Raw genomic sequence first — 26,536 nt, 5'->3', positions numbered from 1 at the left:
TCGTTGGCGCGATCTTTTGTGCTAGTGGGGCGGCTCAACGCGAGGCCTAAGAAATGCTGCCCTGGATTCAGCTCGATTCCGCTCCCATTCCCGGCGAGGCCGGCGAACTGCGCCTGAAGCAGCGCGGCAGCGAATTTTCGATCATGCTCGGATCGAACGAGCTGATGAACAGCCGCTTGTCTGGCTCCGAGGAAGCGCTCGCGACGCTCTCCTACGACAAGCTCAAGGGTCGGCCGCGCCCGAGTATCCTGATCGGCGGTCTCGGCATGGGCTTCACGCTGCGCGCTGCACTCGCCGTCGTTCCCAAGGATGCTAGCGTCGTCGTCGCCGAACTGGTGCCTGCCGTCGTCAGCTGGGCGAGGGGGCCGATGGCCGAGGTGTTCAAGGGATGTCTCGATGACCCCCGCGTCGGCATTCATCAGGGGGATGTCTCCGAGCTCATTCGTTCGAGCCGGGCAAAATTCGACGCCATCCTGCTTGATGTCGACAACGGACCCGATGGGCTAACCCGCCAATCGAACGATGGGCTCTATGATTTCGCCGGGCTGAAGGCCGCACGTGAGGCCCTGCGTCCCGGCGGTGTGCTGGCCGTCTGGTCATCCGGCCCCGATGCCAGTTTCACGCGCAGGGTGCGCGACAGTGGCTTTGCGGTCGAGGCCGTCAATTCGCGCGCCAACGGAAAACGTGGCGGCGCGCGCCACGTCATCTGGCTGGCACAGAAGAAGTAACTCAGCCGGCTTGGCCTTTACGCGCTGCGGCGATGGCGTTCGCGGCGCCCGAGCGAAGCTGTTGCGTGTCCGCGCCCGCGATAACGAGATCGAATCCCATCTTCAGCAGCTGCCCGGCGCGCTCGCCATTGCTGCCAAAGATGCAGGCGAACTTGCCATGCGCGCGGCAGCGATCGAGCAGCTGCTTGAGCACGACATCCATCTCCGCCGTATCGGGCGCCAGCTGCGCGCCGTTCGAGAGCGCAATGGAAAGGTCCGATGGGCCGATGAAGATGCCGTCGATGCCGTCAACACCGAGAATGTCGTCGGCAGCATCGAGCGCTGCCCGGGTCTCGATCATGGCGATCGCGACGGTTTCCATATTCGCCGTCGCCAGATAGGTCGTGGCGGCGAGGCCGGTGTGGTTCATCGCTAGCGTCGGTCCCCAGCTGCGCTCGCCGAGCGGCGGGTACTTCGTCGCCTTGACCAGGGCATGCGCATCCGCAACCGAATTGATCATCGGCGCGATAATTCCGGACGCGCCTGCATCGAGCAGCCGCGAGGCCGTCGAGAAGTCGCCGACGGGAATACGCGCCATCACCGGCTTGCCGGCGAGCCTGCCCTGCCCAATGCCGTTTGCGGCCGACACCATGTCCCAGACGCCGTGCTGCATATCGAGCACGACGGCATTGAAGGCTTCCTGCGAGAGATGATTGACGAAGAGCGGATCGGGGATGCCGATCCAGGCCGAAATCAGACCACCGCTTTCGCCCGACCTGAGGTTTTTCGAAAAGTCGTTGATCGCAGTTGAACCAGGCATGCCAGTCTCCTTCCGCAGCTCAGCCCGTGGCGCGCTGCTCATCTTGATGGAATTGCTCGATAAAGGCCTTCTGAAGAAGGATGCCGTCCCATTCGTCGGGGAAGAACGGCGAATCGTAGATCAGCGTGTAGGGACCGGCATATCCCGCCTGTCGGCAGGCTTCCAGGCACTTGCCGTAGTCCTGGGTGTCCATGCCCGATGCGGTGTAGTTCGCCTTGGCGTGGCAGATCTCGGCGCGGCGCATGATGTCCGCCAGACCGGCATATTTGTCCGGCGCCGACCAGTTGCCGAGATCACCGTTGAGGCCGACCTTGCCGGCGAGATCGTCAAGCAGCCAGTTCATTTCTCGCGGCGACGGCAGGAGATCGAACCAGTTTTCGGTGACGACACGAATGCCGCTCTCCTCGGCCTGCTCCGCCAGCCATGAGAGATGTCCCGATGAGCGGGCGAGGTTCTCGTCGCTCGGCTGCTGCTTTCCCGCGATGACGCGCATGTTTCTCGCGCCAAGCGCGGTTGCGATCTCGATCCAGCCGGCGATCCAGCGGATATCGCGCTCGGCCGTCTCGGGGTTGCTCGGGTCGCCATCCTCGACCAGCAGGGTCTGGAGCAGGACGCCGGACTGATCGAGCGCTGCGCGCAGCCGCCGCAGATAGTCCGCGTCGAGGCTCGGCAGATGGAAGGAGCAGATCTCCAGCCGATGGATGCCGCGATCGGCAAGCTGGCGCGGAACGTCGATCAGCTCGACGCTGCCGGGGCCGTAAGGCTCCTGCGGTGCCGCGCTCTTGGCCGGATCGGGGCTATAGGGATAGACCGCGCCCAGTGCGCGGTGCAGCGACCATGTGGAGACGGCAAACCGTCCGTTCTCGATATCCTCGATCATTCCATTCCTCCTCCTCGTTCCCACCCTATCTAGGCAGCAACGCCTTGGAATTTCAAACGGAATCTCCCGTGATCACAGCTTCCGCCGAAAGGCTGGCGGCAAGCAGCGCCTCGTCGCGGCCGGCGGTTGCCGAAAGCAGCAGGCCGACCGGCATATCCGCGTCGCCGGTGCCGCAAGAGATCGAAACGCCGCACCAATCGAGGAAGTTGCCGAGCATGGTGTTGCGCAATGTCTTGCCATTGGTCGCGAAGAACAGATCGTCGTTTGCCTCCAGTGCCGCGATCGGCGGCGCGACATGGGCGACGGACGGGTAGGCGACCAGACTGTCGCCGACCAGACTGTCGCCGACCATGCGATTGACCTCCGCGATCAGCCGCTCGCGCGCTTCGATAATAGCGATGTAGTCAGGCATGGTGATCGTCTGGCCAAGGCGGGTGCGCTGCACGACACGGTGGTCCATCTGATCGGCCTCCGGCCCGGCGAGGCGTTTGCGATGAAGCGCGAAGGCTTCCGCGGTCACCAGGCTGCCGTACTTGCCCATGAGGGCGAGAATCTCGTCGAAGGCCGGGATGGTGACGCGGGTGACGGAAGCACCTTCCGCGATCAGCCACTCCACGCCTTGCTCGAAAGCTGCGACGACGCCGGCCTCGGCGCCATCGAACACGACATTATCGGGAATGATCACATCCAGTTCTCGAAGCGAGCTCGGGGTGATGGTGGGTGCGGCGGTCAGGCCGCGCATGGCCGCATCGACCCAGATCGCGTCCTGAACGGTGCGGCAAAGGGGGCCGAGCGAATCCAGGCTTTTCGCCAGCGGGAAGACACCGCCCATCGGATAGCGTCCGCGTGTTGCCTTATAGCCGACGACGCCATTGAAGGCGGCGGGTATGCGGACCGATCCGCCCGTGTCGGTGCCGATCGCCACGGGGACGAGGCCTGCCGCAACCGCGGCACCGGCGCCTGAAGAAGAGCCGCCGGGAATACGTGGCTCATCCTTGCTGCGCGGGTTGTGCGGCGTTCCGTAATGCGGGTTGATGCCGAGGCCGGAAAAAGCGAATTCGCTCATGTTGGTGCAGCCAACGGCGACCATGCCGGCCTGGGCAAGCGCGGTCACGACAGCAGCATCGTCTTCTGCCACGGGGGCGTCCCGCAGGACCTTGGAGCCGGCCGTCGTCGCACGCCCCTTGATGTCGAACAGGTCTTTCCAGGCAACGGGAATGCCTTCGAGCAAGCCACGCGACCGGCCGGCCTTCAGCCGCGCCGAGGACGCCTTGGCCTCTTCAAGCGCGCGCTCGGCCAGCAGTTCGGTGAAAATCGACTGATCTGGATGCGCCTCGATACCTTCAAGCACCGCCTCGGTAACCTCGACCGGATCGGCGGCGCCATTCTGGATGAGAACGGAAAGTTGCGCGATCGACATCGCCCCAAATGATTTCGTCATGTCAGTGTCCGTGGTCTGGATGAATACCCGACCTAAGCCGAATTTCCTCGAAGTGCCAAGCCCTTGAAGCCAGATCAAACCGATTGGTTCGATTTTATGAACACTGAGTTTGCGTATCCGGCCTTCAACCGTGGCGGTTGCCACCACATATGGGGAATGCGCGAAAGACGCCACGGGTCGAGGGATGTTGTAGGCACCTCGCGCGGATTTCAGGAGCAAGACAATGAGAGATGTAGACAGCTGGAGCGCCCCTCGCGGCGACACGGTCCATCATCATGCAACGGACGAAGAGTTGGACGGTATGGGCGAGCGCGAATACGTGGAACACATCAAGGCAACCAGCCTGCCATCGGTGTCGGAGCGGTTTATGATCGTTGGAGCCCTGCTGGTTCTTGGCGCGGCGGGGTATGTCGCGCATATGAACACCTCGACGGCATCGGCTGTCGATCTCGCGCCCGTCGGGGCGATCTCGGATTCTGGCCCGTCGCTGGATTATTGCCGGGAGCACAGCCCCTATCCCGACAAGTCCTGCTGAGGAATTGTCCTGAGTTCTTCCGGCTTAAACTGGAGAAACGTCGATCGTGACATAGTTCTAGTCGGGGGAGGGCATCATGTCCGGTGATATCGACTACGATCTCGATCGCTTTATCGAAGCTCAAAACGGTGTCTATGATCGCGCGCTTGCGGAGCTCAGGAATGGCCGCAAGCGCTCGCACTGGATGTGGTTCATCTTTCCGCAGATGGCCGGTCTCGGCACGTCGCCAACGGCCGAGAAATATGCGATCCGCTCGGCTGGCGAGGCCTCGGCCTATCTGGCAGAGCCCATTCTCGGTGCTCGGCTATTACGCTGCGTCGAAGCCGTATTATCGATCGATGGAAAATCCGCGCATGAGGTCTTCGGCTCTCCCGATGATCAGAAGCTGCGATCGTCGATGACGTTGTTCGCGGCGGTCAGCGATCACGGGTCGCCCTTCCATCGGGTGGTAGAGCAATTCTACGATGGATCGTTCGATCATCGCACGATCGAGCTGCTCGATGCCGGTCGCTAGTCGGTTGCGTTATCCGACGCGGGAATGTTCGAGCGTATCAATCTCCGCCGAGATTTCCTCGATCCGAGAACGCAACTCACGATCGGTGCCGTCGTTGACATCCTCGTCACCGAAGCAATCGCGCGCATCATAGAGTTCGAGCTTGGCCTCAAGCTCCGCCCGTTTGGCATACAGGCGATGGAGATAAATGTAGTTCATCTTCTCGCTCAACCGTGTTTCCACATCTGGTTGAAAACGAGTCGCCCTCACGAAAGTTCCAAGCTTAGAGACCGGCGCTCAGGCGAACGCCGCGACAGCGGCGTTGCACGCCTTGGAGAAGTGGCCGCAACAGTTGTCCTTGCCCATCGACTGACGGGTGACGCGGGCGCCTTCCAGAAGCAGGGTCAGCGTGTCGGCCAGCAGCTGCGGTTCGCGCGCGCCGGCGGCGAGACAGAGTGCCTCGAGCCTGTCGCGTTGCTCTGCCTTATGGCGTTCGATGACGCTATAGGCGGGGTGGCCTTCACCCTTGAGCTCGATCGCCGCGTTTGCAAGATCGCAGCCGACCTGATCGCCGCAAAGGCTCTGTGTCCGGAGCTCGATCCAGGCAAGCAGCTGGGCGCGGGCGTCGTCGGGATGCGTGGCTTCCAGCTCGCGCCAGATCGCTTCGGCTTTTTCGGAGGCGCGGCGCAGGGTTTCGCATACCAGCTCGTCCTTCGATCCGAAGTGCCGGTAGAGCGTCATCTTGTTTGTGAGAGCGCCTTCGGCGATGGCATCGACGCCGATGCCACGGATCCCGTGTTCACGAAAAAGCTCCGCCGCGGTCGAGACGATACGTTCCCTAGGAGGGATCTTTTCATCAGTGCCTGCAGGCAGAATAGCTGTCGAAGTTTTTGATTTTTCTGCAGACAATGTCCTTGACATCCATGTGACCGATCGGTAACAAATGCATTGTTACTTACCGGTAACACCACTTTTCGCGGAAGTCAATTGCCGAGAGGGCAGCGCGGCCGAAGTGGAACACGGGCGACCGCCCACGAAAGGAGGACTGAGCCATGAGAAAGACCAGAGACGACCTGACGATATCCGAAGCCCTTCGCGACCCCCTGATCGCCATGGTGATGCGCGCCGATGGCGTGAAGCTTGAAGATTTCAAGCGGCTCCTGGAGACGGCGGCGGTAAAGCGCGAACAGCGCGCCAATCCGGTCAAGAAATTCATCGACGTCATCAAGAGCAATCCGGCCGCGATCTGCAGCTATTGCTAACGCCTTGGGCTTCCCTGCCCCCCGAAAGCCGTCGCCACATTGGCGGCGGCTTTTTTTGTTTTTGGCGATCCATGCTGATGCCGGCGATCGCGCGGTGCGTCTGCATAAAAAAACGGAGCCTTTCGGGCTCCGTTTTCTAAGCGATGTAGGTCAGAATTCAGACCATTCCGGCTCTTGCTTGAGCGCGGCGTTTCCGCGAAACGCGTTGGTCAACTTCTGGCCAAGCTGCCGTGCAGGCGAGGCGACGGGGCCGTGGCTGGCGGTCGTCGCCGCAGGCTTGGCAAAACTCGGGCGTCCCTGGTTCGCAACGGCGCCCCCGTCCAGCTTGAACTGGGCCATGAGCTGAGACAGCGCCATGGCTTCATGCGCGAGGCTGTGGCTGGCCGCGGTCGTTTCCTCGACCATGGCGGCATTCTTCTGCGTGCCTTCGTCCATGGTGTTCACGGCCGTGTTGATCTCCTGCAAGCCAAGTGACTGCTCGCGCGACGCTTCGGCGATCGCGTGAACATGTCGGTTGATCTCTTGAACTTCGGCGACGATCGCATCGAGAGCCTTGCCGGCCTCGCCGACCAGTTCCACACCGGACTCAACCTGCGAACCCGAGGCGGTGATCAGCGCCTTGATCTCCTTGGCGGCACGCGCCGAACGCTGCGCCAGTTCACGGACTTCCTGGGCGACGACCGCGAAGCCCTTGCCTGCCTCACCGGCACGGGCGGCTTCCACGCCGGCATTGAGGGCGAGAAGGTTGGTCTGGAACGCGATGTCGTCGATCACGCCGATGATGTTGCTGATCTCGTTCGAGGACTGCTCGATCAGGTGCATCGCGGTCACGGCGTTGCGCACGACTTCGCCGGAGCGTTCCGCTGCTTCGCGCGTCTTGGCGACAAGCTGGCTGGCGTCGCTTGCGCGCCCTGCTGCATCCTTGACCGTCGTCGTGATCTCTTCCAGCGCTGCTGCGGTTTCCTCAACGGAGGCTGCCTGCTGCTCTGTGCGCTTGGAAAGGTCGTCGGCGGAGGCGCGGATCTGGCTCGACCCTGCACTGATGGCGCTTGCATTGGCGCCAACCGCCTGAAGCGCGTTATTGAGCTTGGAGATCGCGGCGTTGAAGTCCTGGCGAAGCGTATCGAGGTCACCGGTGAACGGCGTGTCGATGCGGCAATTCAGATCACCATCGGCGAGATTGCCCAGCGCGCCGCCAAGAGCCTTGACTGCTCGCTGCAGGTTGGCCGCCTCATTAGCCTTCTCCGCTTCGCGCTCAAGGCGTTCGCTTTCGCTCATCGAGCGGGTGGCTTCCGCCTGCTGCTCGATGCGCATGCGGTCGATCGCATTGGTCCGGAACACGGCAACCGCTGCAGCCATCTGGCCGATCTCGTCGCGTCGATCGAGACCGTCAACCTCTTTGCCGGTCTCGCCGGAGGCAAGCGTTTCCATGCGCTCGCGAAGTTTCGCCATCGGTGTCGTCACACCCTTCTGGGCGATGACCATGGCAAAGGCGATTGCCGCGATAACGCCAAACGTAATGCCGACAAGGGTGTAGAAGATGGTAGAGGAAACGGAAGCCGAGAGCTGGCTGCCTCCCTGTTCCAGCAGATCCGCCATTGCCTTGTTGTTGGCGCCGAACTTGGGCGACAGGCCAATGATCGTATCATCTAGCTTTGTGGAAAGCTGTTGCGTCTGCTCCGCGTTTCCGGCGGCGTGCGCAGCAAGAAGCTGATCGCCGAGCGACTTCAGGCCATCGGCGCCGGCAAGCAGTTCGTCGATCGCGCTCTTGCGGCTGGGGACCAGCTCGGACACCTGCGCGAGGCGCTTGCGCGCGCCGTCGAATTCCGTGGCAAAACGCTTGGAGATATTGTCGAAAGCGGGGGAACCGGGCTGCTGCGCGACAGCGCGGCTCAGCCACGTCGTGGATGTCCAGATGCCTGCTGCCGCGCGGGCGCTGAAGGTCGCCGCTTGGCTCTCGTTCTGAAGGAAGCCGGTATACTGCTGATTGGCCGCGCTGAACTTATCGGTGAGATACAGCAGGCCTGCCATGGAAACGAGGCCGAGCATGGCAATAGCCATAAGGAATTTGGTTTTTATCTTCAGGTTTTTCAACATGAGGCACCTTGGAAATCGTGGTGAAATGGCATCGGGCCGCCTGCGGTCGAGGGGACCTCGATCGCAAGAAAAAATGACATCAGAAAACGGTGAGACAACGCATCATGCGCAAAACATCGGGGAGACATCCACGATATTGTGGCTTCAACCTAGGCGCTTATCATTAAAGAAATCTGACCTTGCCAAGCCAAGCGAATAGAATCGACAGTAGAGATGCGTTTTGTCAAAGCATGTCGGTGTGAAAGCATAAACATATATTTATGCTGTCTAATTTTCCGTCACGTTGTTGACGATGTTCTGGTCACGGCTGATTAACCAGTCGGCTGAATGACCTAAAAGTGTCATTGCGGCACACGTATAGGTCAACATACATGAGCGCGTGATCACGATTTTGATCGCAGCCCGCGAGCCCGTGGGTCCTTTTGACACAAATCATATTGAGGATGCTTAGTGGTTTACACACGCCGCAACGTCATTGCCATGTCCGGAGCCGCGCTGGCGGGCGCCGTTCTGCCGAAGGTCGCAGCCGCACAGTCGATCGGCTTCACCCCATCGCCAATCTATCCGGATCCGGCCATTCAGGTTCTCGACCCTAGCTTTGCCAAATATCGCGTCGCCAGCTCTTCGCTGGAACAGGTCGCCACCGGCGCACGCTGGCTGGAAGGCCCTGTCTGGTTCGGCGATGGTCGCTATCTTCTCGTCAGTGACGTGCCGAACAACCGGGTCATGAAATACGACGAGACCAACGAGACCTGGAGTGTCTTCAACCCGAATTCAAACTATTCGAACGGTCATGCCCGCGATATGCAGGGCCGGCTTCTGTCATGCGAGCACCTGACGCGCCGCGTCACCCGCACCGAATATGACGGCTCGATCACGGTCCTGGCCGATAATTACAAGGGCAAGAAGCTCAACTCGCCGAACGATATCGTCTGCAAGTCGGACGGCTCGATCTGGTTCACCGACCCGACCTTCGGCATTGCCGGCGAATGGGAAGGCGACAAGGCCGAACCGGAACTGCCGCACTCGGTCTATCGCATCTCACCGGATGGGAAGCTCAGCCTCGTCACCGACGAGCTGAAGGGTCCGAACGGCCTCGCCTTCTCGGAAGACGAGAAGAAGCTCTATATCGTCGAAGGCCGTGCACAGCCCTATCGCATCGTCTGGTCCTACGACGTCGCCAAGGACGGTTTTTCGCTTTCCAACAAGAAGGCGCTGATCACCGCCGACGACAATGGCGGCCTCGACGGCTTCAAGGTCGATGTCGACGGCAACCTGTGGTGCGGATGGGGCTCTTCGGGTGCAGCCGGCGCCAAGCCGGAAGATCTTAACGGCGTGAAGATCTTCAACAAGGCCGGCAAGGCAATCGGCTTCATCAAGCTGCCGGAACGCTGCCCGAACCTCGTCTTCGGCGGGCCGAAAAAGAACCGCCTCTACATGGCTTCCAGCCATTCGGTCTACGCGCTCTATGTCGAGACGCGCGGCGCCGTCTGATTAAAATTCGAGCCGCCGCGATTGTCGCGGCGGCTCGAGCAATTCTTCGACCTCAGATGATGCCGCCGCTGCCGCCCACGGACGCCGGGCGCTCCGCGGCAACCTTCTTACGGTAGCCGCTGGCGCGATAGGTCGCGACCGGATCGATAGCGCCGCCAGCGCGACGACGGGCTTCGGCAAGGATCGGCTCGACATCGGTGCGATAACCGCGCTTCAGTGTCTCTGTCGCCATCAAGGCGTCGTTCTCGTCCTGGAAGCCTGCCAGCGACTTGCGGTCGACGATCAGCGCCTGCGCGTAGGCGCGGCGGATTTCGTTGGCGCTGTTGATCAGGCTTTCGATCGGGTCGGTCACATTGTGCGACTGGTCGATCATGTGGGCCGGGTTGAAGTCATTGACGCCGCGCTGCTCGGCCTCGACCAGCTCGTTGAACACGAGGAACAGGCGGTAGGGCTCGATCGAGCCGGCGTCGAGGTCGTCGTCGCCATACTTCGAGTCGTTGAAGTGGAAGCCGCCGAGCTTGCCGAACTGGATCAGCCGGGCAACGATCATCTCGATATTGGTGTTCGGCGCATGGTGGCCGAGGTCGACGAGGCAATGCGCCTTCGGGCCGAGCGTCTGGGCGATCAGATAGTTGGTGCCCCAGTCCTGCACGACCGTTGAGTAAAAGGCTGGCTCGTACATCTTATGCTCTGAGAACAGCTTCCAATCGTCGGGCAGCGCCTTGTAGATGTCGGCCATCGAGGCGAGGTAGCGTTCGAAGGAGCGGGTGAAGTTGCTCTGGCCCGGGAAGTTCGAGCCGTCGCCGACCCAGACGGTCAGCGCCTTGGAGCCGATCGCCTTGCCGATCTCGATGCATTCTATGTTGTGCTCGACGGCCTGCGCGCGCGTTGCCGCGTCGGTGTGGCTGAGCGATCCGTACTTGTAGGAATGGGCCTGGCCGGGCGCGTCGGAGAAGGTGTTGGAGTTCATCGCGTCGAAACCGAGGCCGAGCTGGTCGCCCTTCGCCTTCAGTTCCTTGACGTCGGTCTTGTCCCAAGGAATGTGGAGCGAGACGTTTGGTGTCGCGCGCGTCAGCTCGTTGATGACGGAGCAGTCGTCCAGCTTGTCGAAGATGCCGCGCGGCTCGCCGGTGCCGGGGAAGCGGGCAAAGCGCGTGCCGCCGGTGCCGACGCCCCAGGATGGAACGGCGACGAAGAACTCGGAGACGCGGCGCGTGATCGCTTCAATGTCCACGCCACGGCGCGAGAGATTGGCGCCCAGCGCTTCGTAATCGGATTTAAGCGCGGATGCGCGCTTGTCGTTTTCCTGCGCAATCACATCCTGCGCGATTTTGGTCTCGGCCATCAGTTCCTCCCTCTTCGCATCGAACCAAACGGCTCCTGTCCGCGTTTCGATGCGTGAAATACCTAAATCAATAACGAGGCGACCTTGGACATCATACGCATTCTTTTCGCGATCATCCTGCCACCTGTCGGCGTATTCCTGCAGGTCGGTATCGGCCTGCAGTTTTGGCTAAACATATTGCTGACGCTGTGCGGCTACGTGCCGGGGATCATCCATGCGGTATGGGTGATCCTCCGGCGGTAGCAATCAGCGCGGGAAGCTTTGCGCGTTGCCGGCATCGACGTTGATGATGTTGCCGGTGGACTTTGCCGAGAGATCGGACGCCAGGAAGTAGATCGCTTCGGCGATGTCTTCAGGGAAGACGTTGAGCTTCAGCATGGAGCGCTTGCGGTAGTGCTCCTCCAGCTCGTTGATCTCGATCTTCGACGAGGCCGCACGCTGCTCGCGCCACTCGCCGTTCCAAATCTTCGATCCGCGCAGGACCGCATCCGGGTTGACGGTGTTGACACGAATACCGGCTTCTGCGCCTTCCAGCGCCAGGCAACGGGCGAGATGGATCTCGGCAGCCTTGGCTGTGCAATAGGCGGCCGCGTTCGGCGACGATGCCAGGCCGTTCTTCGAAGCGACGAACACGACGTTGCCGCCGAGGTTCTGCTTGCGGAACAGGCGGAAGGCTTCGCGCGAAACCAGGAAGTAGCCGGTTGCCAGAATATCGATGTTCTTGTTCCACATCGAAAGCTCGGTGCTTTCGATCGGCGCGGACGAGGCGATACCGGCGTTCGAGACCAGGATATCGACGCCGCCGAACTCGACGCAGGCTTCCGCGAAGGACGAGATCACGCCGTCTTCCTTGGTCACGTCGAGCTTGACGCCGCGAACGGCATCGGCGCCAAACTGCTTGGCGAAATCGGCCTTCGTGCTGTCGAGCGCTTCCTGGTCGATGTCGGCCAGAACCACGCAGGCACCTTCGCCGATCAGGCGGGCAGCCGTTGCACGACCGATGCCGCCGGCGCCGCCGGTGACGAAGGCAACCTTGCCGGCCAGGCTCTTCGGCTTCGGCATACGCTGAAGCTTGGCTTCCTCGAGCAGCCAGTATTCGATGTCGAAGGCTTCCTGCTCAGGCAGTCCCTGATATTCGGAAACGGTCGATGCGCCGCGCATGACGTTGATGGCGTTGACGTAGAACTCGCTGGCAATGCGCGCCGTTGCCTTGTCGCGGGCAAAAGACAGCATGCCGACGCCGGGAACGAGGAAGATGACCGGGTTCGCGTCGCGCATGGCGGGCGAATTGTCATGCTTGCAGTCGTTGTAATAGCGCGCGTAGTCGGCGCGGTAGTCTTCGAGCGCCTTGTCGAGACCGGCAACGATCGCATCCACATCCGGCTTTGCCGGGTCGAAATCGACGATCAGCGGGCGGATCTTGGTGCGCAGGAAGTGGTCGGGGCAGCTGGTGCCGAGCGCGCCGAGCGGCTGGAGGTTCTTCGAGTTGACGAATTCGAGAACGGCGTCCTGGTCGTCGAAATGGCCGAGCTTGCGTTCCGCCTTGCCGATGCGACCGCGAATTTCGGGCATCAGGCGGGCGGCGATGGCGCGGCGCTGTTCGGCGGCCAAGCTCTCGGTGGCCGCGCCACCGAAGATCGTCTTGCCTTCGGTCTTTTCGGCAAACCAGACGATCGCCTTGTTGATGATCTCAAGCGTCAGCTCGTAGCAGGCCTTGGCGTCGTTTGCCCAGGTGAAGAGACCATGGCTTTCGAGCACGACGCCCTTGGAATTCGGGTTCGCCTTGACGAAGGCTTCGAGGTCGAGGCCGAGCTGGAATCCCGGGCGGCGCCAGGGAAGCCAGCCGATGTCAGCGCCGAAGATCTGCTGGGTCAGCTCCTTGGAGTTCTTCGAAGCGGCGATCGCGATGATGGCATCGGGGTGCATGTGGTCGACATGCGTGAAGGGCACGAAACCATGCAGCGGCGTATCGATCGAGGCGGCGCGGCTGTTGAGATTGTAGGTGCAATGGGGGAGGAAGCCGACCATGCGGTCTTCGTCTTCGACACCCTTGTAGATGCCCTTCAGCGAATCCAGCTTGTCCTGGTAGAGGGTGGCGAAACCATCGAGCTTGATGGTGCCGACGTCGCCGCCCGAACCCTTGACCCAGAGAACCTTGACCTTTTCGCCGGTCAGCGGGTCGGTTTCCATGACCTTGGCAGAGGTGTTGCCGCCGCCATAGTTGGTGATGCGCTTGTCGGCGCCCAGCAGGTTCGAGCGATAGAGCAGCTTTCCAGGCTCATCCAGGCCTGCAGCGTACGAGTCATCCCAACGGTTATCCAGAAGCCGGACGGTTGCCGCCATGTCATCCTCCCATGTAGAATTCTTCAGGACGTGAAAATGAGTAATACGCCCTTTGCGGTGACGGTATCGCTCATCAAAAGCGGCGCTGTCAATCGAAAACGATCAAAAACGATTATGTTGCAACGCAATATGGAAAAATATGATCGCTTATGATTGACACATTGTCACAACTGCGAAATAAACGATGTAGGAGGAACCCATGCACGAACGCGAACGCCATCGCATCATATTGAGCGCCGTACAGGAAAAGTCGGTCGTGACGGTTCAGGATATTTCCGAGCTGACCGAGGCTTCCGAGGCGACGATCAGGCGCGATATCGCAGCGCTTCACGTGCAGGGAAAGATCCGGCGCGTGCGTGGCGGGGCGGAAGCCGTGCATCCGCCGCAGCTCGGCAATCTCGCCGGCCGGCCTTTCCGGGTTTCAGAATCGGTCAACTCCGATAAAAAACGCGCAATTGCGCGCGCAGCCGTCGATCTCTGCGATCCTGGCGACGCCATCATCATCAATGGCGGAACGACCACCTTCCAGATGGTGCATTTCATGGCGGCGCATCGCATGCAGGTGATGACCAATTCCTTCGCGATCGCCGAGCATCTGGTCAAGCATTCGAAGAACACGGTCACTGTTCCGGGTGGCGTGATCTATCGCGAGCAGAGCCTCATCCTGTCGCCTTTCGACAATGACGCGATCCGCAATTTCTATGCGCGTCGCTTCTTCATCGGCGCGCAGGGCGTTGGTCCGCTCGGCATCATGGAAGCGGATGCGCAGATCATCCAGAGCGAGCAGAAGCTGATGCATCAGGCCGACGAGCTGATCGTCATGGTCGATTCCAGCAAGTTTCATCGCCGCTCGAGCCTTATTCTGTGCGGGCTCGATCGCGTCACGACGATCATTACGGACGAGGGGGTCTCCGACGAGGCGGTGCGGATGATCGAGGATGCGGGCGTCAAGCTCGTCGTTGCGAGCATGGTCTCGCAGGCAAGGGAGGATTCCTCGTCGGTCGCCTGAGCGGCACTGGCAGGATGTAGTCAAGTCAATCAACGTGGGAGGAAGAAAGCATGAAACTCGCAAAGACACTGGCGGTGGGCGTCGCCTTTGCCGTCGCATTGATGGCAGGTGCTGCAAGCGCCAAGGACATCAAGATTGGCCTCGTGGTCAAGTCGCTCGGCAACGGCTTCTTTGAAGCCGCCAACAAGGGCGCCCAGGAAGCAGCCAAGGAACTCGGCGGCGTGGAAGTCATCTACACCGGCCCGACCTCGACGACGGCCGAAGGCCAGATCGAAGTCATCAACTCGCTGATCGCGCAGGGCGTCGACGCCATCGCGATCTCCGCCAACGATCCCGACGCTGTCATCCCGGCCCTCAAGAAGGCCAAGCAGCGCGGCATCAAGGTCATCTCCTGGGATTCCGGTGTCAACAAGGACGGCCGCATCCTGCAGCTGAACCCATCGTCCAACGAACTGATCGGCAAGATGTGCCTGACGCTCGTCAAGGATCACCTCGAAGGCGGCAAGGGTGACTTCGCGATCCTGTCGGCAACGACCACCTCGACGAACCAGAACATCTGGATCGGTGAGATGAAGAAGCAGCTCAAGGACTTCGCCGGCATGAACCTCGTCACCACCGTTTACGGCGACGACCTCTCCGACAAGTCCTATCGCGAAGCTGAAGGCCTCCTGAAGTCCAACCCGAACGTCAAGGTCATCGTCGCTCCGACGACGGTCGGCGTTCTGGCCGCTTCCAAGGTTGTCGAAGACAAGGGTCTCGTCGGCAAGGTCTACGTAACAGGTCTCGGCCTGCCGTCCGAAATGGCCGGTGCGATCAAGTCCGGTGCGACGAAGGAATTCGCGATCTGGAACCCGATCGACCTCGGCTACTCCGCAACGCAGATCGCCTATCACCTCGTAAAGGGTGACGCGACCGGTGCACCGGGCACCGAAATCGAAGCCGGCCGCATGGGCAAGATCAAGGTAGACGACAAGGGCGAAGCCGCAATGGCCGATCCCTTCATCTACAACGCGTCGAACATCGACCAGTTCTCGAAGGTTTTCTAAACCTTTCGTGGACAGACAAAACCCGGCGGCACTGCCGCCGGGCCCTTCCCAATGAACACTGGTAAGCGCTGATGAACAACGCCCTTCAACACTCTGTTGCAAGCGTCGCGGCAAACGACGTACCCGCAATTCTCGAGATGCGCGGCATCTCGCAGATCTTCCCTGGCGTGAAGGCGCTCGATAACGTCAGCATCGCGCTCTATCCCGGCAAGGTCACCGCGCTGATCGGCGAAAATGGCGCCGGCAAATCGACCCTCGTCAAGATCCTGACCGGCATCTACCGCCCGAACGAAGGCGAAATCCTCGTCGACGGCCAGCCGACGACATTTGCCAATGCGCAGGCCGCGATCGATGCCGGCGTCACCGCGATCCACCAGGAAACCGTGCTCTTCGACGAGTTGACGGTTGCTGAAAACATCTTCCTCGGCCATGCGCCGCGCACGCGCTTCCGCACCATCGACTGGAAGTTGATGAACAGCCGTGCCAAGGCGCTGCTCACCTCGCTTGAAAGCAATATCGATCCGACGATCCGCCTGAAGGACCTCTCGATCGCGCAACGCCACCTCGTGGCAATCTCCCGCGCGCTGTCGATCGAGGCCCGCATCGTCATCATGGACGAACCGACCGCCGCCCTGTCGCGCAAGGAGATCGACGATCTCTTCCGCATCGTCGAAGGCCTGAAGGCCCAGGGCAAGGCGATCCTCTTCATCAGTCACAAGTTCGACGAACTCTACGAGATCGCCGACAACTTCGCGGTCTTCCGCGACGGCCGCGCCGTCGGTCACGGCAATCTCAAGGCCACACCACAGGACGAGATCGTCCGCATGATGGTCGGCCGCGATGTCGAGAATGCGTTTCCGAAGATCGACGTCGCGATCGGCGGGCCGGTGCTGCAGGTCGAGAAATACTGCCACCAGACCGAGTTCCGCGATATCTCGCTGACGCTGCGCAAGGGTGAGATCCTCGGGATCTACGGCCTGATCGGCGCCGGCCGCTCCGAGCTCTGTCAGTCCCTGTTCGGCATCACCAAACCGCTATCGGGCAAGCTCATGCTTGACGGTCGTGAGATCAGCATCAATTCGCCGCTCGACGCCATCAGGGCTGGCATCGTCTACGTGCCGGAAGAGCGCGGCCGTCACGGCCTGGCGTTGCCCATGCCGATCTACCAGAACATGACGCTGCCATCGCTCGGGCGCACGTCGCGCAAGGGCTTCCTGAAGGCGGCCAACGAATTCGCGCTGGCGCGCAAATATGCCGAGCGGCTCGATCTGCGCGCGGCGGCACTTTCGGTTCCCGTTGGAACATTGTCGGGCGGCAACCAGCAGAAGGTGGTCATCGGCAAGTGGCTTGCGACCATGCCCAAGGTCATCATCCTCGATGAACCGACCAAGGGTATCGATATCGGCTCGAAGGCGGCGGTGCATGGCTTCATCAGCGAGCTCGCCGCCGAGGGCCTCTCCATCATCATGATCTCATCGGAGCTGCCGGAGATCATCGGAATGTCCGACCGGGTGCTTGTCATGAAGGAGGGCCTGTCGGCCGGCCTTTTCGAGCGCAAGGACCTGACGCCGGAAACGCTGGTGCGCGCCGCCACCGGGAACGCTTGAGGTAACCAGCATGTCCAGACTCTTGAGAAAACGCGAAACGCTGCTTTTCATCATCATCGCGGTGATGATCGCAGCCTTTTCGACCCGGGCTGACGGCTTTGCGACCCCTGGAAACCTCGCCGGCATCTTCAACGACACGTCGATCCTGATCATCCTGGCGCTGGCGCAGATGACCGTCATCCTGACGAAGTCGATCGACCTGTCGGTTGCGGCCAACCTCGCCTTCACCGGCATGGCGATCGCGATGCTGAACGCGGCGCATCCGGATCTGCCCCTGATTGTCCTGATCCTCGCCGCGGTCCTCATCGGCGCCTGCCTCGGCGCCATCAATGGCTTCCTCGTCTGGGCGCTCGAGATCCCGCCGATCGTGGTGACGTTGGGAACGCTCACCCTCTATCGCGGCATGGCCTTCGTGCTCTCGGGCGGCGAGTGGGTCAACGCGCACCAGATGACGCCAACCTTCCTCAATGTTCCCCGCACTGTTGTTCTCGGCATGCCGGTTTTGAGCTGGGCCGCGATCATCATCGTCGCGCTTATCTATGTCGTGCTGAAATACACCCAGTTCGGCCGCTCCACCTATGCCGCCGGCGGCAATCCGACCGCCGCCGTCTATGCCGGTGTCGATGTCGGCTGGACGAAGTTCCTTGCCTTCGTCCTGTCGGGCGCGCTTGCCGGTCTTGCGAGCTACCTCTGGGTTTCGCGCTATGCGGTCGCCTATGTCGATATCGCCAATGGCTTCGAGCTCGATAGCGTCGCTGCCTGCGTCATCGGCGGCATCTCGATCGCCGGCGGCGTCGGATCGGTGCTTGGCACCGTGCTCGGCGCGCTCTTCCTCGGCGTGATCAAGAACGCGCTGCCCGTCATCGGCATCTCGCCCTTCACGCAGATGGCGATCTCCGGCACCGTCATCATTCTCGCCGTCGTCTTCAACGCAAGGCGCGAGCGCAATCGCGGCCGCATCATCCTGCGCGACAAGGCCGCCGCGGAAACTCCAGTAGAGGTGGCAGCATGAGCACCGTCGTTTCCACGACCACCGAAAAGCGCGTCATCCCTGATCGCCTTGGAACTCCGTTCAAGCGGATCATGTCCAGCTGGGAAGTGCTGCTCTTCGGCGTTGCCGTCGTGATCTTCATCTTCAATTCGCTGGCATCGCCCTACTTCCTGGATGCCTGGAACCTCTCTGACGCGACCTTCAACTTCACCGAAAAGGCGATGATCGCCTTTGCAATGGCGCTGCTCGTCATATCCGGCGAGATCGACCTGTCGGTCGCCGCCATCATCGCGCTGGCCTCGACCGCCATGGGCGCCGCGGCGCAGGCGGGTGTCGGCGCACCGGGTCTCGTCGCGATCGGCGTCGGCGTCGGGCTGCTGTGCGGCATGTTCAACGGTTTCCTCGTTTCGGTGATGAAGCTTCCCTCCATCGTCGTCACCATCGGCACGATGAGCCTGTTTCGCGGCATCTCCTACATCGTGCTGGGCGACCAGGCTTACGGGAACTATCCCGAGGATTTCGCCTTCTTCGGGCAGGGTTACGTCGTCTGGGTCTTCTCGTTCGAGTTCGTGCTCTTCATCGTGTTGGCGATCCTGTTCGCGATCCTGCTGCACGCCACCAATTTCGGGCGCCAAGTCTACACGATCGGCAACAACGACTTCGCCGCGCGCTTCTCCGGCATCCCTGTCGAGCGGGTGAAGTTCATTCTCTTCATGCTGACGGGCGTGATGAGCGGCATCGCCTCGGTCTGCCTGACCTCGCGGCTCGGCTCGACGCGCCCGTCGATCGCGCAGGGTTGGGAGCTCGAGGTCGTCACCATGGTGGTTCTCGGCGGCGTGTCGATCCTCGGCGGTTCCGGCAAGATCGGCGGCGTTGTCATCGCGGCCTTCGTCATGGGTCTCGTCACCTTCGGCCTCGGCCTGCTGAACGTTCCCGGCATCGTCATGTCGATCTTCATCGGCTTGCTGCTGATCATCACCATCGCGATCCCGATCATCGCTCGCCGTATCAAAGCCATGAGTTCGAAATGACGCTGGAAAAACACGCCTTCAAGATGACGCTCAATCCCGGCATGGAAGCCGAGTATATCAAGCGCCATGACGAAATCTGGCCGGAGCTGGTCGATCTGCTGCACCAATCCGGCGCCAGCGATTATTCCATCCATCTCGACCGCGAGACCAACGCGCTGTTCGGCGTTCTGACGCGCACCAGCGACAACACGCTGTCGAGCCTGCCGGAGCACCCCGTGATGAAGCGCTGGTGGGCGCATATGCGCGATATCATGGCCACCAATCCGGATAATTCGCCTGTCCAGACCGACCTCGTCACCGTCTTTCATATGCCATGACATCAAGCCAGAGCTACGCCCGCGTCGCGGTTGTCGATATCGGCAAGACGAATGCCAAGGTGGTCGTGCTCGACAGCGCTACCGGCGCCGAGGTCGCGGTCGTCAAGACCCCGAACGTGATGATCAAGTCGGGTCTCTACCCGCATTATGATGTGGATGCGCTGTGGGCTTTCGCGCTCGACGCGCTGAAGCAGTTTGCCGTCTCGCCCGGTTTCGATGCGATCTCGATTACCACGCATGGTGCTAGCGCCGCTCTGCTTGCTGCGGATGGGGCGCTCGCCATGCCGGTGCTCGATTACGAGCACGAATATCCACGAGATATTATCGACGCTTATACCGCGCTGCGCCCGTCATTCGACGAAACCTATTCGCCGCGCCAGTCGATGGGCTTGAATATCGGAGCGCAACTGCACTATCAGCAGACGGCGTTTCCAGAAGCATTCGCCGGTGTCGCCACCATCGTCACCTACGCCCAATACTGGGCGGCGCGGCTGACAGGTGTTGCGGCCAACGAGGTGACGTCGCTCGGTTGCCACACGGATCTGTGGAACCCGCGCGCATCGAGCTATTCCAGCCTTGTCGATACACTTGGCATCCGGCCGCTGATGGCGCCGATCCGGTCGGCCTTCGACACGCTCGGACCAGTGCTGCCTGACATCGCCGAGGTGATCGGCCTTTCCACGCCCGTTCCGGTGTATTGCGGAATTCACGATTCTAATGCTTCGCTGCTGCCGCATCTGGTCAGCCGGCAAGTTCCGTTCGCCGTTGTCTCGACGGGTACGTGGGTGGTGAATTTCGGTGTCGGTGGCGATCTCGACCATCTCGATCCGAAGCGCGATACGCTTGCCAATGTCGATGCCTACGGGCGCGCGGTTCCGTCGTCACGGTTCATGGGCGGGCGCGAATTCGAAATCCTGTCGGCCGAGATCGGTCCGGTGGCGATCGAGGACGCGGTCGCGGCCATGCCCGGTGTCATCGAAAAAGGCATGATGCTGTTGCCCAATGTGGCGCCTGGGTCCGGGCCATTCCCGGGCAAGGAGCGGCGCTGGATCAACGCGGAGGCGGCGAGTTCTGGCGAACGTTATGCGGCGGTCTGCCTCTATCTGGCGCTGATGACCGAAGCATGCCTGGGATTGATCGGCGCCGGCGGCCCCATTGTCGTAGAGGGTCCGTTCTCGTTGAACGAGACCTATCTCGATGTGGTCGCAGCGCTCACTGGACGGGATGTGATCGCCGTTCCCGGCTCGACGGGCACAAGCGCCGGCGCTGCACTTCTGACTGGAATTGCGCCGATGACAGGCAAAGAGAAGCATTTTCCGCCGCGCGAGATCTTTCACTTGCATGACTATCGGCGTCGCTGGTACGCCGCGCTAGCATAAGACTCTTTCCGGATCGACTATTTGCGCCATCTATGAATGCCGGTAGAGTTGAAGCGCATTTCATACCAGGTGAGGAAAGCACGACATGACAGTTTCATCCGGCGAGGGTTTCGATCCGCGGGCACTGGCCGCGCGTTTGAGTGGCCTTGAAAAGTCAGGCGAAAAAGCGCCAACGGCGGATTTCGCTTTGCCCGCGACTTTGCGCGAAGCGATGGACGCGCAGAATTTTCTTGCCGCCGAAGAGCGCATCTCCACACACGCATGGAAGGTGGCCATGTCGCCTGCGGGCGAGCCTGTCCTGGCACCCTTGCATCCTTATTTCGAGGCCGTCTCCGGCGCATCGATTTCCTGGCGTCCGGGCATGAAGTTCGAGGCGGAAGTGGCAGTTCGCCTGGGACAGGATCTCCCGGTCCGTCAGAACGGTGATTACAGCCGCGAGGAGATCGTCGAGGCGATCGCCGAATGCCATCTCGGCGCCGAGCTTCTGGCCAGCAGCATCGTGGAAAGCGGGCAGGTGTCCTTCCTGCTTTATCTGGCCGAACGCATCGGCAACAAGGGCTATGTTCTGGGTCCGACACTTCCGAAAAGCATCGTCGACACCGTCGGCCATACAACGCTCAAGGTGACGCATGGCGAGCAGGTGATCTATGACGCCTTGGCGCGCCATCCGAAGGACGACGTGCTGGTATGGCTGCTTGCCTACGCAAATGACAAGCTGCGCCCGCACACCTCGCTGAAGAAAGGCGCGCTGATCACCACGGGTACGCTCTGCGGAGCGATCGAACTGACGTCGCGGGGCCCAATCGAGATCGTTCTCGGAAACGAAACGCGTCTCAGCCTTTCGATCGTCTGATTGAGAGACGCGTCGTTCTCCGCTTTTGTATCGGCGGTGGACAAAAACGCGGAACATTGGCGCCGCTCACGCATTCTCCCGGATTGAACTTCGGGAGGATGTGATGGTGAAACGTCTCGCGTTGTGCGTGCTCATTGTCTGCACCGCTGGGGGTGCGTTCGCGAACGAGTCGCCGTTTCTGAAGTCGCTAGCCGGTAGCTGGACCGGTAGCGGGATGATGAAGCGCACAACGGCCTCTTCTCCGATCAATTTAAGCTGCAGTTTTCAATCGAAAGCCAACGGTGAAGCGCTATCGATGGATGGCAAATGCACCGGCATGCTGGTCGTCTCGCGTGCGGTCTCCGCACAGCTGAAAGCCACCGGCGGGAGTTACGCTGGCCGTTACATCGGTCCCTCGGGTAGGGTTTCCACGCTTAACGGTGCAAGGCGCGGGGATGCCATCGAGCTTGCGGTCACATGGTCCAGAATTGTCAATGGCGATCGTGCTGCGACAATGACAATCCGGCGCGCAGGCGCAAACGCACTGCGGATCAGAACGGTCGACAAGGACCCCGCGTCCGGCAAGCAGGTCGTTACAAGCGAGATCAACCTGCAACGCAACTAGCGATGTGCGTGGCAGCGCCGCGCACCGATTTTGCTAGTAGCCGTACTTTTCCGCACTGAACTTGCACTTGTTCAGCACGACACCAAGCACGTTAGTTTTCTCGGTAAGCGTCTGTTCACAGATGTCGATTTCGCTGAGCGTGCTCTGCTCCGCCGCGGCGACCAGGATTATACAGTCGACATTTGGCAGGAACGCCAGAACGTCGTCGGTGGAAAGCATCGGCGGCAGATCGTAGATGACGATATCAGGACGCATTCGCCGACGCATGTCCTGAAGCGCCTGAGTTGACGCGGCGCTTTGGAGCAATTCCGCGGAAAACTGGACGGACTGCTTGTTGGCCGCGATGGCGAGATTGTCGCCATGACGTCTGAACATGTCGTCGGCCTGCAACTCGCCGCGCAGGAAGGATTCCATCGATGCGGCATCGCGCATTCCGAGCGTCTTGCCGACCTGCGGACGCTTCATGTCAAGATCGAGCAGAATTGTCCGGCAGTCCTTCTGGTTCGCGAGGCTGAAGGCCAGATTGAGCGCGGTAAAGGTCTTTCCGCAGCCTGGTGTGGGCGAGGTAATGGCGACGGATGTCCAGTTGTTCTCCCGCATGTTCTGCAGGATCCTGGTTCGCATCATGTCGAAAGCGCTGTGCGCTGTATCGGAGCGATTGACCGTCACGATGCGGTTTCGTGCAACGAGGCTCGCATCAGGGGTGAACGGCTGAAGCTTCTCCCAGGCTATCTCGCTGATCTCCCGCGAAGGCGCTGTGGACATGTTATTCTTCTCCTGGAGCGCTTGCGAAAACGACGATACCAGAGTCTGTTCCATAGGGTTTGCCTCAACTTTTCTGTTCGATGTCGCTGATCGGTTTCAGTGGTCTTGCGTTACATCGAACCGGGCTTCATGAAGCCGGATAGCAGCCTTTGAAAAGCGCTCGCCAACGGCGCGTAGAAGTAATGGATAATCAAGAGGAAGGCGGGGATGACGCTTGCCGAAACGGCGGCGGCGGCAAACCGCTTGTTATAGAAACCGCCCGTCGTCTCCGCAGGTGACGCGATGTAGGGAATGACGCCGAGTGGCTGACGCTGCAGGAGCTGGCTCAGTTCCGATGGTCTGCGGATCGTGCGGTTCATCAGCTCAAGCAGCAAGGTAAGGCTGAGACCAAGACCGATCCCGCCGAGGGCCCCGGCAAGCACGATCATCCGGCGCTTCGACTTCACCGGCGTTTCCGGCGGCTTGGCCGCTTCAAGCAAGGAGAAGCGTCCGCCGTCCGAGCGCGCTTCGATCTGCGTACCAAGCGATGCCTCAGCGCGCCGTGCGATTGCGGTGTTGTACTGTGTCTGAATGTTTCCGAGATTGCGTTCGATGACGTTCAGTCCGGTTTGGGTGGCAGGTGTCGCACTGACGGATTTTGTGAGGTCGGCGATGCTTTGCGTCAGCGACGCTCGTTCGCGCTCGATAGCCTCCAGACGTTTGTCGATATCGGCCAACTGCAGATCAACGGCCGACGATGGCTGCTTGCTGGTCGAGGCACCTGGCTTTGTCGCGCTCTGGCCGCGCAACGCCGCGATGCGCGCGCGCAGATTGACGATGTTGGGGCTATCCTCGGAGAAAATTGCCAGCTGCTCGGCCAGTGCTTTGTTCAGATCCATAAGCATCTGCTGCTCGGCGCTTACGGGGCCGACATTTCCCACAGCCATGGAGTTTTCCGCAAGCAGGCTCCGCCTGGTGCGAAGATCCGCCTCCTCGCGTTCCAGCGCGACCAGACGTTCCTGCTGGCTGCTTTGCTGCTGCCGGCGAAAGTCCAGGCTCTCGGGAAGGGTATCCCTGTGATCGGTCTTGAATTTCAGAAGCTCGGCTTCGATCCGGTTAAGCTCGACATCCAGCCGCTTCACCTCTTCGTTGAAGAACTGCAGCGTGTCGCCGGCTCGGTCCGTGCGCTGCTGTTGATTGCTAAGCAGGATCAACGAGGCGAGCTCATTGGCCGCCTTCGCGGCCAGGACCGGTGTTCCGGCCTCGAACCCCACGCTGAAAACCGTGGTCGCGCCGTCTCCGAGAGGCAGTTGATCGAAGGTAATGCGCGACCGCATGTCCTTGACGAGCGCGTCTGTCGTCGGCGTTTCCTTCTCGTCTTCATAGACGCCTAATTTGTCTGCGAGCTGCACCAGATTGTCACCGGTCGTCATTTGCTGCTGAAGGATCAGCAGTTGCTCGAGAGCGCTTGTCGGAACCGTGGATTTGACAAGGTTCGTCGGAATCTGTGGGGCTTCGACGAGTATTTTCGCCGCCGACTGATATGTTCGAGGCATCAACAAGGCGACGACCAACGCGAGTGCCGTCGTGACGCAGGTTATACCGATGATGTAGGGCAGTCGCCTCAACAGAATCGAGCAGTAGAAACGAATATCGATATCACCCATTACAAGTTCGCCTGATCCTGAGAGACTGTTGGTGTTTTAAGCCGGAGACATTTTCAGCCGTTTCCCTCTCGCGGGGTAGTTCGTCGATAGTGGATGCCATGTCCGAGTTGCTAGTACCTTTGGACAGGGTGCGCAAATTTATCACCCCTTTGAGCATGCATTTCGAAGAATATTTATAATAATGCCAAATTTATACTTCGGTTAAATTTATAGTTTGCGCACGTGCGTAGGTTGCGATGCCGGATTGATAGCGAAAATCAGGCTTGTATGGTGCGAATGGCCGCTTTTCGCTCGATGGTTCCGTCAAAAAACGTCAGTCTATTTTGGTACAGGGAGAGATATTGATTCCTGCCACCAATATAGAGGATATTACTTACAGGAAATTCAATAAGTCCTGCGTCATTCAGGCAAAGGATCGCGGCCAAATCGCTGGAGGCCGTCGAATTCCGGACGTATGTGCCATCGTGAGGAATGATCGAGCATGTTCATGCAACATACGCCTTTGTTGACCGGGCGTCGGCTGCCATCCAGTCAGCGGCGCCTTCTGGCGCTGCTTGCGTTGGGAGTGGCAATGTTTGCCGGTGCTGCCAATAGCGCGCCTCTTCCGCCTCACACAAAGATCAAGCTGACGGTCGTGCAGTGGATGCCCACCAAGGGCGTCTATGAGCAATGGGGTTCTATTGGAGGCGATTTCACGGTCTCCGATGCGGGAACCGTATCCGTGCCGGTGCTTGGAAGCATTGCGGTCGGTGATCTTGATGACGACGGACTGGCCGCGGAAATCGCAAACCGCCTGAAACAAAAGATCGGACTTGTCGAGGCGCCGGCGACGACCGTTGAGATACTTGAGTACCCGCCGGTCTACGTGGTTGGCGACGTGTCCAGGCCTGGTGATTATAAGTTCAGTCCCGGTCTCACCGTTCTGCAAGTTCTTGCGATGAGCGGCGGGGCGTTTCGGGCGCCGCTGGCGCTGGAAGGCGCAAGCGAAGTGACACGTCTGGCGGGTGCGCTGAAGGAACTCGATGACTCCATAACGCGAAGCAATGCAAAGATTGCCCGGCTGGAAGCGGAGATGGCAGGTGCGAACACTGTGGATCTCTCTACACAGGCCGACAAGTCAGATCCGTTTGCCGCAGCGATCTATAACCAGGAGCAGGTTATCTTCCAGGCAAGGACCAACTCGATTGATCGCAAGGCGAAATCGCTTGTCGAACTGCGTGATCTGTTGAACGAAGAGATTCATGTTCTCGACCAGAAGACGGCCAGCACGGATCTGAATATCAAATCCATACAGCAGCAGGTCGATGCCACCGCAACTCTCGTTGCCAAAGGCGCCGTGGTGGCAACCCGGCAGGCCGAGGTGGAGCGTGCGCTCAGAAGCTTTCAGGATGACCGGCTCGATATTACAACGGCGATCATGCGCGCCCGCCAAAGCATCAGCCAGACGACACGAGATCTCCAGGCGCTTTACGATGAACGAAAGACGGAGGTTGCTTCCGATCTTCAGTCGGAACGCGCAACGCTGGTGCAGTTGAAAGTGAAGCGCGAAACCAGCCAGAAACTCGTGCTGAGCAGCCTGTCATCCATCGGCGGCGCGATGCATCCGGATGGAAAGGCTGCGCTGACGTTCGTCATCGTTCGCAAGGACGATGGATCCGTAGTCGAGATTTCCGCCTCCGAGGCGACGGTCTTGCTCCCCGGCGACGTTGTCAAAGTGACGCAACCTTCGCTGCAGGGAACGAGGCCGGTCGAGCAGGTTTCAGCCGACATCGCGGATCAGGCCAGCCGATGATGAAATCAAAGATGCTCTCCTGTGTTGGACCGTCACTAAAGGGGCGTGCCGAGGACAAAGCCGTGACGATGATTGGCCG

The 26,536-nt window shown here is 60.4% G+C and carries 26 protein-coding genes; 16 read left to right on the top strand and 10 right to left on the bottom strand.

The genetic code is table 11. The features are described 5' to 3' along the window. Nucleotides 1–53: 53 nt before the first annotated feature. Entirely contained in the window at nt 54–728 is a 675-nt protein-coding gene (locus ACODTZ_RS00400) for a spermidine synthase (protein ID WP_489022963.1), read from the top strand. A 1-nt stretch (nt 729) separates the two neighbouring features. Here ACODTZ_RS00400 and ACODTZ_RS00395 read toward each other — a convergent pair whose 3' ends face one another. Genes ACODTZ_RS00395 through ACODTZ_RS00385 form a run of 3 tightly spaced genes read right to left on the bottom strand, consistent with a single transcriptional unit; the run spans nt 730 to nt 3,848 of the window. Then, nucleotides 730–1,527 carry an HpcH/HpaI aldolase family protein gene (locus ACODTZ_RS00395; protein WP_489022961.1) on the bottom strand — a complete coding sequence of 266 codons (798 nt, stop codon included), beginning with the start codon at nt 1,525–1,527 and terminating at the stop codon, nt 730–732. Between the two features lie 19 nt (nt 1,528–1,546). Beyond that, on the bottom strand, nt 1,547–2,407 hold the full coding sequence (locus ACODTZ_RS00390; RefSeq protein WP_489022959.1) for a sugar phosphate isomerase/epimerase family protein: 861 nt from the start codon (nt 2,405–2,407) through the stop codon (nt 1,547–1,549). 52 nt (nt 2,408–2,459) lie between these two features. Beyond that, a complete protein-coding gene (locus ACODTZ_RS00385) occupies nt 2,460–3,848 on the bottom strand; it encodes an amidase (RefSeq protein ID WP_489022958.1) in 1,389 nt (462 codons plus the stop codon). Nucleotides 3,849–4,071: 223 nt separating this feature from the next. Between ACODTZ_RS00385 and ACODTZ_RS00380 the strand changes: the two genes are divergently transcribed. Together ACODTZ_RS00380 and ACODTZ_RS00375 are read left to right on the top strand one after the other, a co-directional pair. Beyond that, nucleotides 4,072–4,383, top strand: a complete 312-nt coding sequence (locus tag ACODTZ_RS00380; RefSeq protein ID WP_489022956.1) for a hypothetical protein — start codon at nt 4,072–4,074, stop codon at nt 4,381–4,383. 76 nt (nt 4,384–4,459) lie between these two features. Continuing rightward, nucleotides 4,460–4,897: a DUF1810 domain-containing protein gene (locus tag ACODTZ_RS00375; protein ID WP_489022955.1), complete on the top strand. Its 438-nt coding sequence runs from the start codon at nt 4,460–4,462 to the stop codon at nt 4,895–4,897. 9 nt (nt 4,898–4,906) lie between these two features. Here the strand turns inward: ACODTZ_RS00375 and ACODTZ_RS00370 are convergent, their stop codons facing one another. Beyond that, entirely contained in the window at nt 4,907–5,095 is a 189-nt protein-coding gene (locus tag ACODTZ_RS00370) for a hypothetical protein (RefSeq protein WP_047505429.1), read from the bottom strand. 78 nt (nt 5,096–5,173) lie between these two features. Next, complete coding sequence (locus ACODTZ_RS00365; protein ID WP_209235706.1) at nt 5,174–5,797, bottom strand: TetR/AcrR family transcriptional regulator; 624 nt, start codon at nt 5,795–5,797, stop codon at nt 5,174–5,176. A 131-nt stretch (nt 5,798–5,928) separates the two neighbouring features. Between ACODTZ_RS00365 and ACODTZ_RS00360 the strand changes: the two genes are divergently transcribed. Continuing rightward, entirely contained in the window at nt 5,929–6,138 is a 210-nt protein-coding gene (locus ACODTZ_RS00360; RefSeq protein ID WP_047505010.1) for a hypothetical protein, read from the top strand. 150 nt (nt 6,139–6,288) lie between these two features. Here ACODTZ_RS00360 and ACODTZ_RS00355 read toward each other — a convergent pair whose 3' ends face one another. After that, nucleotides 6,289–8,235: a methyl-accepting chemotaxis protein gene (locus tag ACODTZ_RS00355; protein WP_047505015.1), complete on the bottom strand. Its 1,947-nt coding sequence runs from the start codon at nt 8,233–8,235 to the stop codon at nt 6,289–6,291. Nucleotides 8,236–8,685: 450 nt separating this feature from the next. On the opposite strand from ACODTZ_RS00355, the gene ACODTZ_RS00350 reads away from it, so the two are divergent. Beyond that, nucleotides 8,686–9,729, top strand: a complete 1,044-nt coding sequence (locus tag ACODTZ_RS00350; protein ID WP_209235704.1) for an SMP-30/gluconolactonase/LRE family protein — start codon at nt 8,686–8,688, stop codon at nt 9,727–9,729. 52 nt (nt 9,730–9,781) lie between these two features. Here ACODTZ_RS00350 and rhaI read toward each other — a convergent pair whose 3' ends face one another. Then, the gene (rhaI, locus tag ACODTZ_RS00345) at nt 9,782–11,074 is read right to left on the bottom strand and encodes an L-rhamnose catabolism isomerase (protein ID WP_489022953.1); all 1,293 of its coding nucleotides are present in this window, start codon (nt 11,072–11,074) and stop codon (nt 9,782–9,784) included. Nucleotides 11,075–11,158: 84 nt separating this feature from the next. Between rhaI and ACODTZ_RS00340 the strand changes: the two genes are divergently transcribed. Then, nucleotides 11,159–11,317, top strand: a complete 159-nt coding sequence (locus tag ACODTZ_RS00340; RefSeq protein WP_018896533.1) for a YqaE/Pmp3 family membrane protein — start codon at nt 11,159–11,161, stop codon at nt 11,315–11,317. Between the two features lie 3 nt (nt 11,318–11,320). Here the strand turns inward: ACODTZ_RS00340 and ACODTZ_RS00335 are convergent, their stop codons facing one another. Continuing rightward, on the bottom strand, nt 11,321–13,417 hold the full coding sequence (locus ACODTZ_RS00335; RefSeq protein ID WP_489022951.1) for a bifunctional rhamnulose-1-phosphate aldolase/short-chain dehydrogenase: 2,097 nt from the start codon (nt 13,415–13,417) through the stop codon (nt 11,321–11,323). Between the two features lie 199 nt (nt 13,418–13,616). On the opposite strand from ACODTZ_RS00335, the gene ACODTZ_RS00330 reads away from it, so the two are divergent. From ACODTZ_RS00330 to ACODTZ_RS00290, 9 genes are all read left to right on the top strand, one after another. Next, the gene (locus ACODTZ_RS00330) at nt 13,617–14,426 is read left to right on the top strand and encodes a DeoR/GlpR family DNA-binding transcription regulator (RefSeq protein ID WP_313761006.1); all 810 of its coding nucleotides are present in this window, start codon (nt 13,617–13,619) and stop codon (nt 14,424–14,426) included. 50 nt (nt 14,427–14,476) lie between these two features. After that, nucleotides 14,477–15,472 carry a rhamnose ABC transporter substrate-binding protein gene (rhaS, locus tag ACODTZ_RS00325; RefSeq protein WP_018896530.1) on the top strand — a complete coding sequence of 332 codons (996 nt, stop codon included), beginning with the start codon at nt 14,477–14,479 and terminating at the stop codon, nt 15,470–15,472. A 71-nt stretch (nt 15,473–15,543) separates the two neighbouring features. Next, on the top strand, nt 15,544–17,079 hold the full coding sequence (locus ACODTZ_RS00320; protein ID WP_489022948.1) for a sugar ABC transporter ATP-binding protein: 1,536 nt from the start codon (nt 15,544–15,546) through the stop codon (nt 17,077–17,079). A 10-nt stretch (nt 17,080–17,089) separates the two neighbouring features. After that, nucleotides 17,090–18,091: an ABC transporter permease gene (locus tag ACODTZ_RS00315; RefSeq protein WP_489022946.1), complete on the top strand. Its 1,002-nt coding sequence runs from the start codon at nt 17,090–17,092 to the stop codon at nt 18,089–18,091. Continuing rightward, complete coding sequence (locus tag ACODTZ_RS00310) at nt 18,088–19,101, top strand: ABC transporter permease (protein WP_489022944.1); 1,014 nt, start codon at nt 18,088–18,090, stop codon at nt 19,099–19,101. Before ACODTZ_RS00315 ends, ACODTZ_RS00310 begins: the two co-directional genes overlap by 4 nt. Then, entirely contained in the window at nt 19,098–19,418 is a 321-nt protein-coding gene (gene rhaM / locus ACODTZ_RS00305; RefSeq protein WP_489022943.1) for an L-rhamnose mutarotase, read from the top strand. Before ACODTZ_RS00310 ends, rhaM begins: the two co-directional genes overlap by 4 nt. Continuing rightward, nucleotides 19,415–20,797 carry an FGGY-family carbohydrate kinase gene (locus ACODTZ_RS00300; RefSeq protein ID WP_489022941.1) on the top strand — a complete coding sequence of 461 codons (1,383 nt, stop codon included), beginning with the start codon at nt 19,415–19,417 and terminating at the stop codon, nt 20,795–20,797. Before rhaM ends, ACODTZ_RS00300 begins: the two co-directional genes overlap by 4 nt. Before the next feature lie 85 nt (nt 20,798–20,882). Continuing rightward, nucleotides 20,883–21,650, top strand: coding sequence for a 2-keto-4-pentenoate hydratase (locus tag ACODTZ_RS00295; RefSeq protein WP_489022939.1), 768 nt, complete (start codon nt 20,883–20,885; stop codon nt 21,648–21,650). Nucleotides 21,651–21,753: 103 nt separating this feature from the next. Then, nucleotides 21,754–22,254 (top strand): hypothetical protein, encoded by a 501-nt coding sequence (locus tag ACODTZ_RS00290; protein ID WP_489022937.1) that lies wholly within the window; start codon nt 21,754–21,756, stop codon nt 22,252–22,254. A gap of 33 nt (nt 22,255–22,287) precedes the next feature. Here the strand turns inward: ACODTZ_RS00290 and ACODTZ_RS00285 are convergent, their stop codons facing one another. Then, complete coding sequence (locus ACODTZ_RS00285; RefSeq protein WP_489022935.1) at nt 22,288–23,019, bottom strand: CpsD/CapB family tyrosine-protein kinase; 732 nt, start codon at nt 23,017–23,019, stop codon at nt 22,288–22,290. 110 nt (nt 23,020–23,129) lie between these two features. Next, nucleotides 23,130–24,665 carry a GumC family protein gene (locus ACODTZ_RS00280; protein ID WP_489022933.1) on the bottom strand — a complete coding sequence of 512 codons (1,536 nt, stop codon included), beginning with the start codon at nt 24,663–24,665 and terminating at the stop codon, nt 23,130–23,132. Between the two features lie 487 nt (nt 24,666–25,152). Between ACODTZ_RS00280 and ACODTZ_RS00275 the strand changes: the two genes are divergently transcribed. Continuing rightward, nucleotides 25,153–26,457, top strand: a complete 1,305-nt coding sequence (locus tag ACODTZ_RS00275) for a polysaccharide biosynthesis/export family protein (RefSeq protein ID WP_489024738.1) — start codon at nt 25,153–25,155, stop codon at nt 26,455–26,457. Nucleotides 26,458–26,536 lie beyond the last annotated feature (79 nt).

The sequence above is a fragment of the Rhizobium sp. FG113 genome (genome assembly GCF_057809895.1).
Note: the sequence above shows the minus strand (reverse complement) of the source record. Positions and strands in the feature narration are given on the sequence as shown.

What these genes read in the sequence shown, in the direction of transcription:
- ACODTZ_RS00290 (WP_489022937.1), top strand. Translation starts at nt 21,754, where the DNA reads ATGGTGAAACGTCTCGCGTTGTGCGTGCTCATTGTCTGCACCGCTGGG.
- ACODTZ_RS00310 (WP_489022944.1), top strand. Translation starts at nt 18,088, where the DNA reads ATGAGCACCGTCGTTTCCACGACCACCGAAAAGCGCGTCATCCCTGAT.
- rhaS (WP_018896530.1), top strand. Translation starts at nt 14,477, where the DNA reads ATGAAACTCGCAAAGACACTGGCGGTGGGCGTCGCCTTTGCCGTCGCA.
- ACODTZ_RS00285 (WP_489022935.1), bottom strand. Translation starts at nt 23,019, where the DNA reads ATGTCCACAGCGCCTTCGCGGGAGATCAGCGAGATAGCCTGGGAGAAG.
- ACODTZ_RS00400 (WP_489022963.1), top strand. Translation starts at nt 54, where the DNA reads ATGCTGCCCTGGATTCAGCTCGATTCCGCTCCCATTCCCGGCGAGGCC.
- rhaI (WP_489022953.1), bottom strand. Translation starts at nt 11,074, where the DNA reads ATGGCCGAGACCAAAATCGCGCAGGATGTGATTGCGCAGGAAAACGAC.
- ACODTZ_RS00395 (WP_489022961.1), bottom strand. Translation starts at nt 1,527, where the DNA reads ATGCCTGGTTCAACTGCGATCAACGACTTTTCGAAAAACCTCAGGTCG.
- rhaM (WP_489022943.1), top strand. Translation starts at nt 19,098, where the DNA reads ATGACGCTGGAAAAACACGCCTTCAAGATGACGCTCAATCCCGGCATG.
- ACODTZ_RS00360 (WP_047505010.1), top strand. Translation starts at nt 5,929, where the DNA reads ATGAGAAAGACCAGAGACGACCTGACGATATCCGAAGCCCTTCGCGAC.
- ACODTZ_RS00370 (WP_047505429.1), bottom strand. Translation starts at nt 5,095, where the DNA reads ATGAACTACATTTATCTCCATCGCCTGTATGCCAAACGGGCGGAGCTT.
- ACODTZ_RS00330 (WP_313761006.1), top strand. Translation starts at nt 13,617, where the DNA reads ATGCACGAACGCGAACGCCATCGCATCATATTGAGCGCCGTACAGGAA.
- ACODTZ_RS00275 (WP_489024738.1), top strand. Translation starts at nt 25,153, where the DNA reads ATGCAACATACGCCTTTGTTGACCGGGCGTCGGCTGCCATCCAGTCAG.
- ACODTZ_RS00295 (WP_489022939.1), top strand. Translation starts at nt 20,883, where the DNA reads ATGACAGTTTCATCCGGCGAGGGTTTCGATCCGCGGGCACTGGCCGCG.
- ACODTZ_RS00355 (WP_047505015.1), bottom strand. Translation starts at nt 8,235, where the DNA reads ATGTTGAAAAACCTGAAGATAAAAACCAAATTCCTTATGGCTATTGCC.
- ACODTZ_RS00320 (WP_489022948.1), top strand. Translation starts at nt 15,544, where the DNA reads ATGAACAACGCCCTTCAACACTCTGTTGCAAGCGTCGCGGCAAACGAC.
- ACODTZ_RS00380 (WP_489022956.1), top strand. Translation starts at nt 4,072, where the DNA reads ATGAGAGATGTAGACAGCTGGAGCGCCCCTCGCGGCGACACGGTCCAT.
- ACODTZ_RS00300 (WP_489022941.1), top strand. Translation starts at nt 19,415, where the DNA reads ATGACATCAAGCCAGAGCTACGCCCGCGTCGCGGTTGTCGATATCGGC.
- ACODTZ_RS00315 (WP_489022946.1), top strand. Translation starts at nt 17,090, where the DNA reads ATGTCCAGACTCTTGAGAAAACGCGAAACGCTGCTTTTCATCATCATC.
- ACODTZ_RS00390 (WP_489022959.1), bottom strand. Translation starts at nt 2,407, where the DNA reads ATGATCGAGGATATCGAGAACGGACGGTTTGCCGTCTCCACATGGTCG.
- ACODTZ_RS00280 (WP_489022933.1), bottom strand. Translation starts at nt 24,665, where the DNA reads ATGGGTGATATCGATATTCGTTTCTACTGCTCGATTCTGTTGAGGCGA.
- ACODTZ_RS00385 (WP_489022958.1), bottom strand. Translation starts at nt 3,848, where the DNA reads ATGACGAAATCATTTGGGGCGATGTCGATCGCGCAACTTTCCGTTCTC.
- ACODTZ_RS00365 (WP_209235706.1), bottom strand. Translation starts at nt 5,797, where the DNA reads ATGTCAAGGACATTGTCTGCAGAAAAATCAAAAACTTCGACAGCTATT.
- ACODTZ_RS00335 (WP_489022951.1), bottom strand. Translation starts at nt 13,417, where the DNA reads ATGGCGGCAACCGTCCGGCTTCTGGATAACCGTTGGGATGACTCGTAC.
- ACODTZ_RS00375 (WP_489022955.1), top strand. Translation starts at nt 4,460, where the DNA reads ATGTCCGGTGATATCGACTACGATCTCGATCGCTTTATCGAAGCTCAA.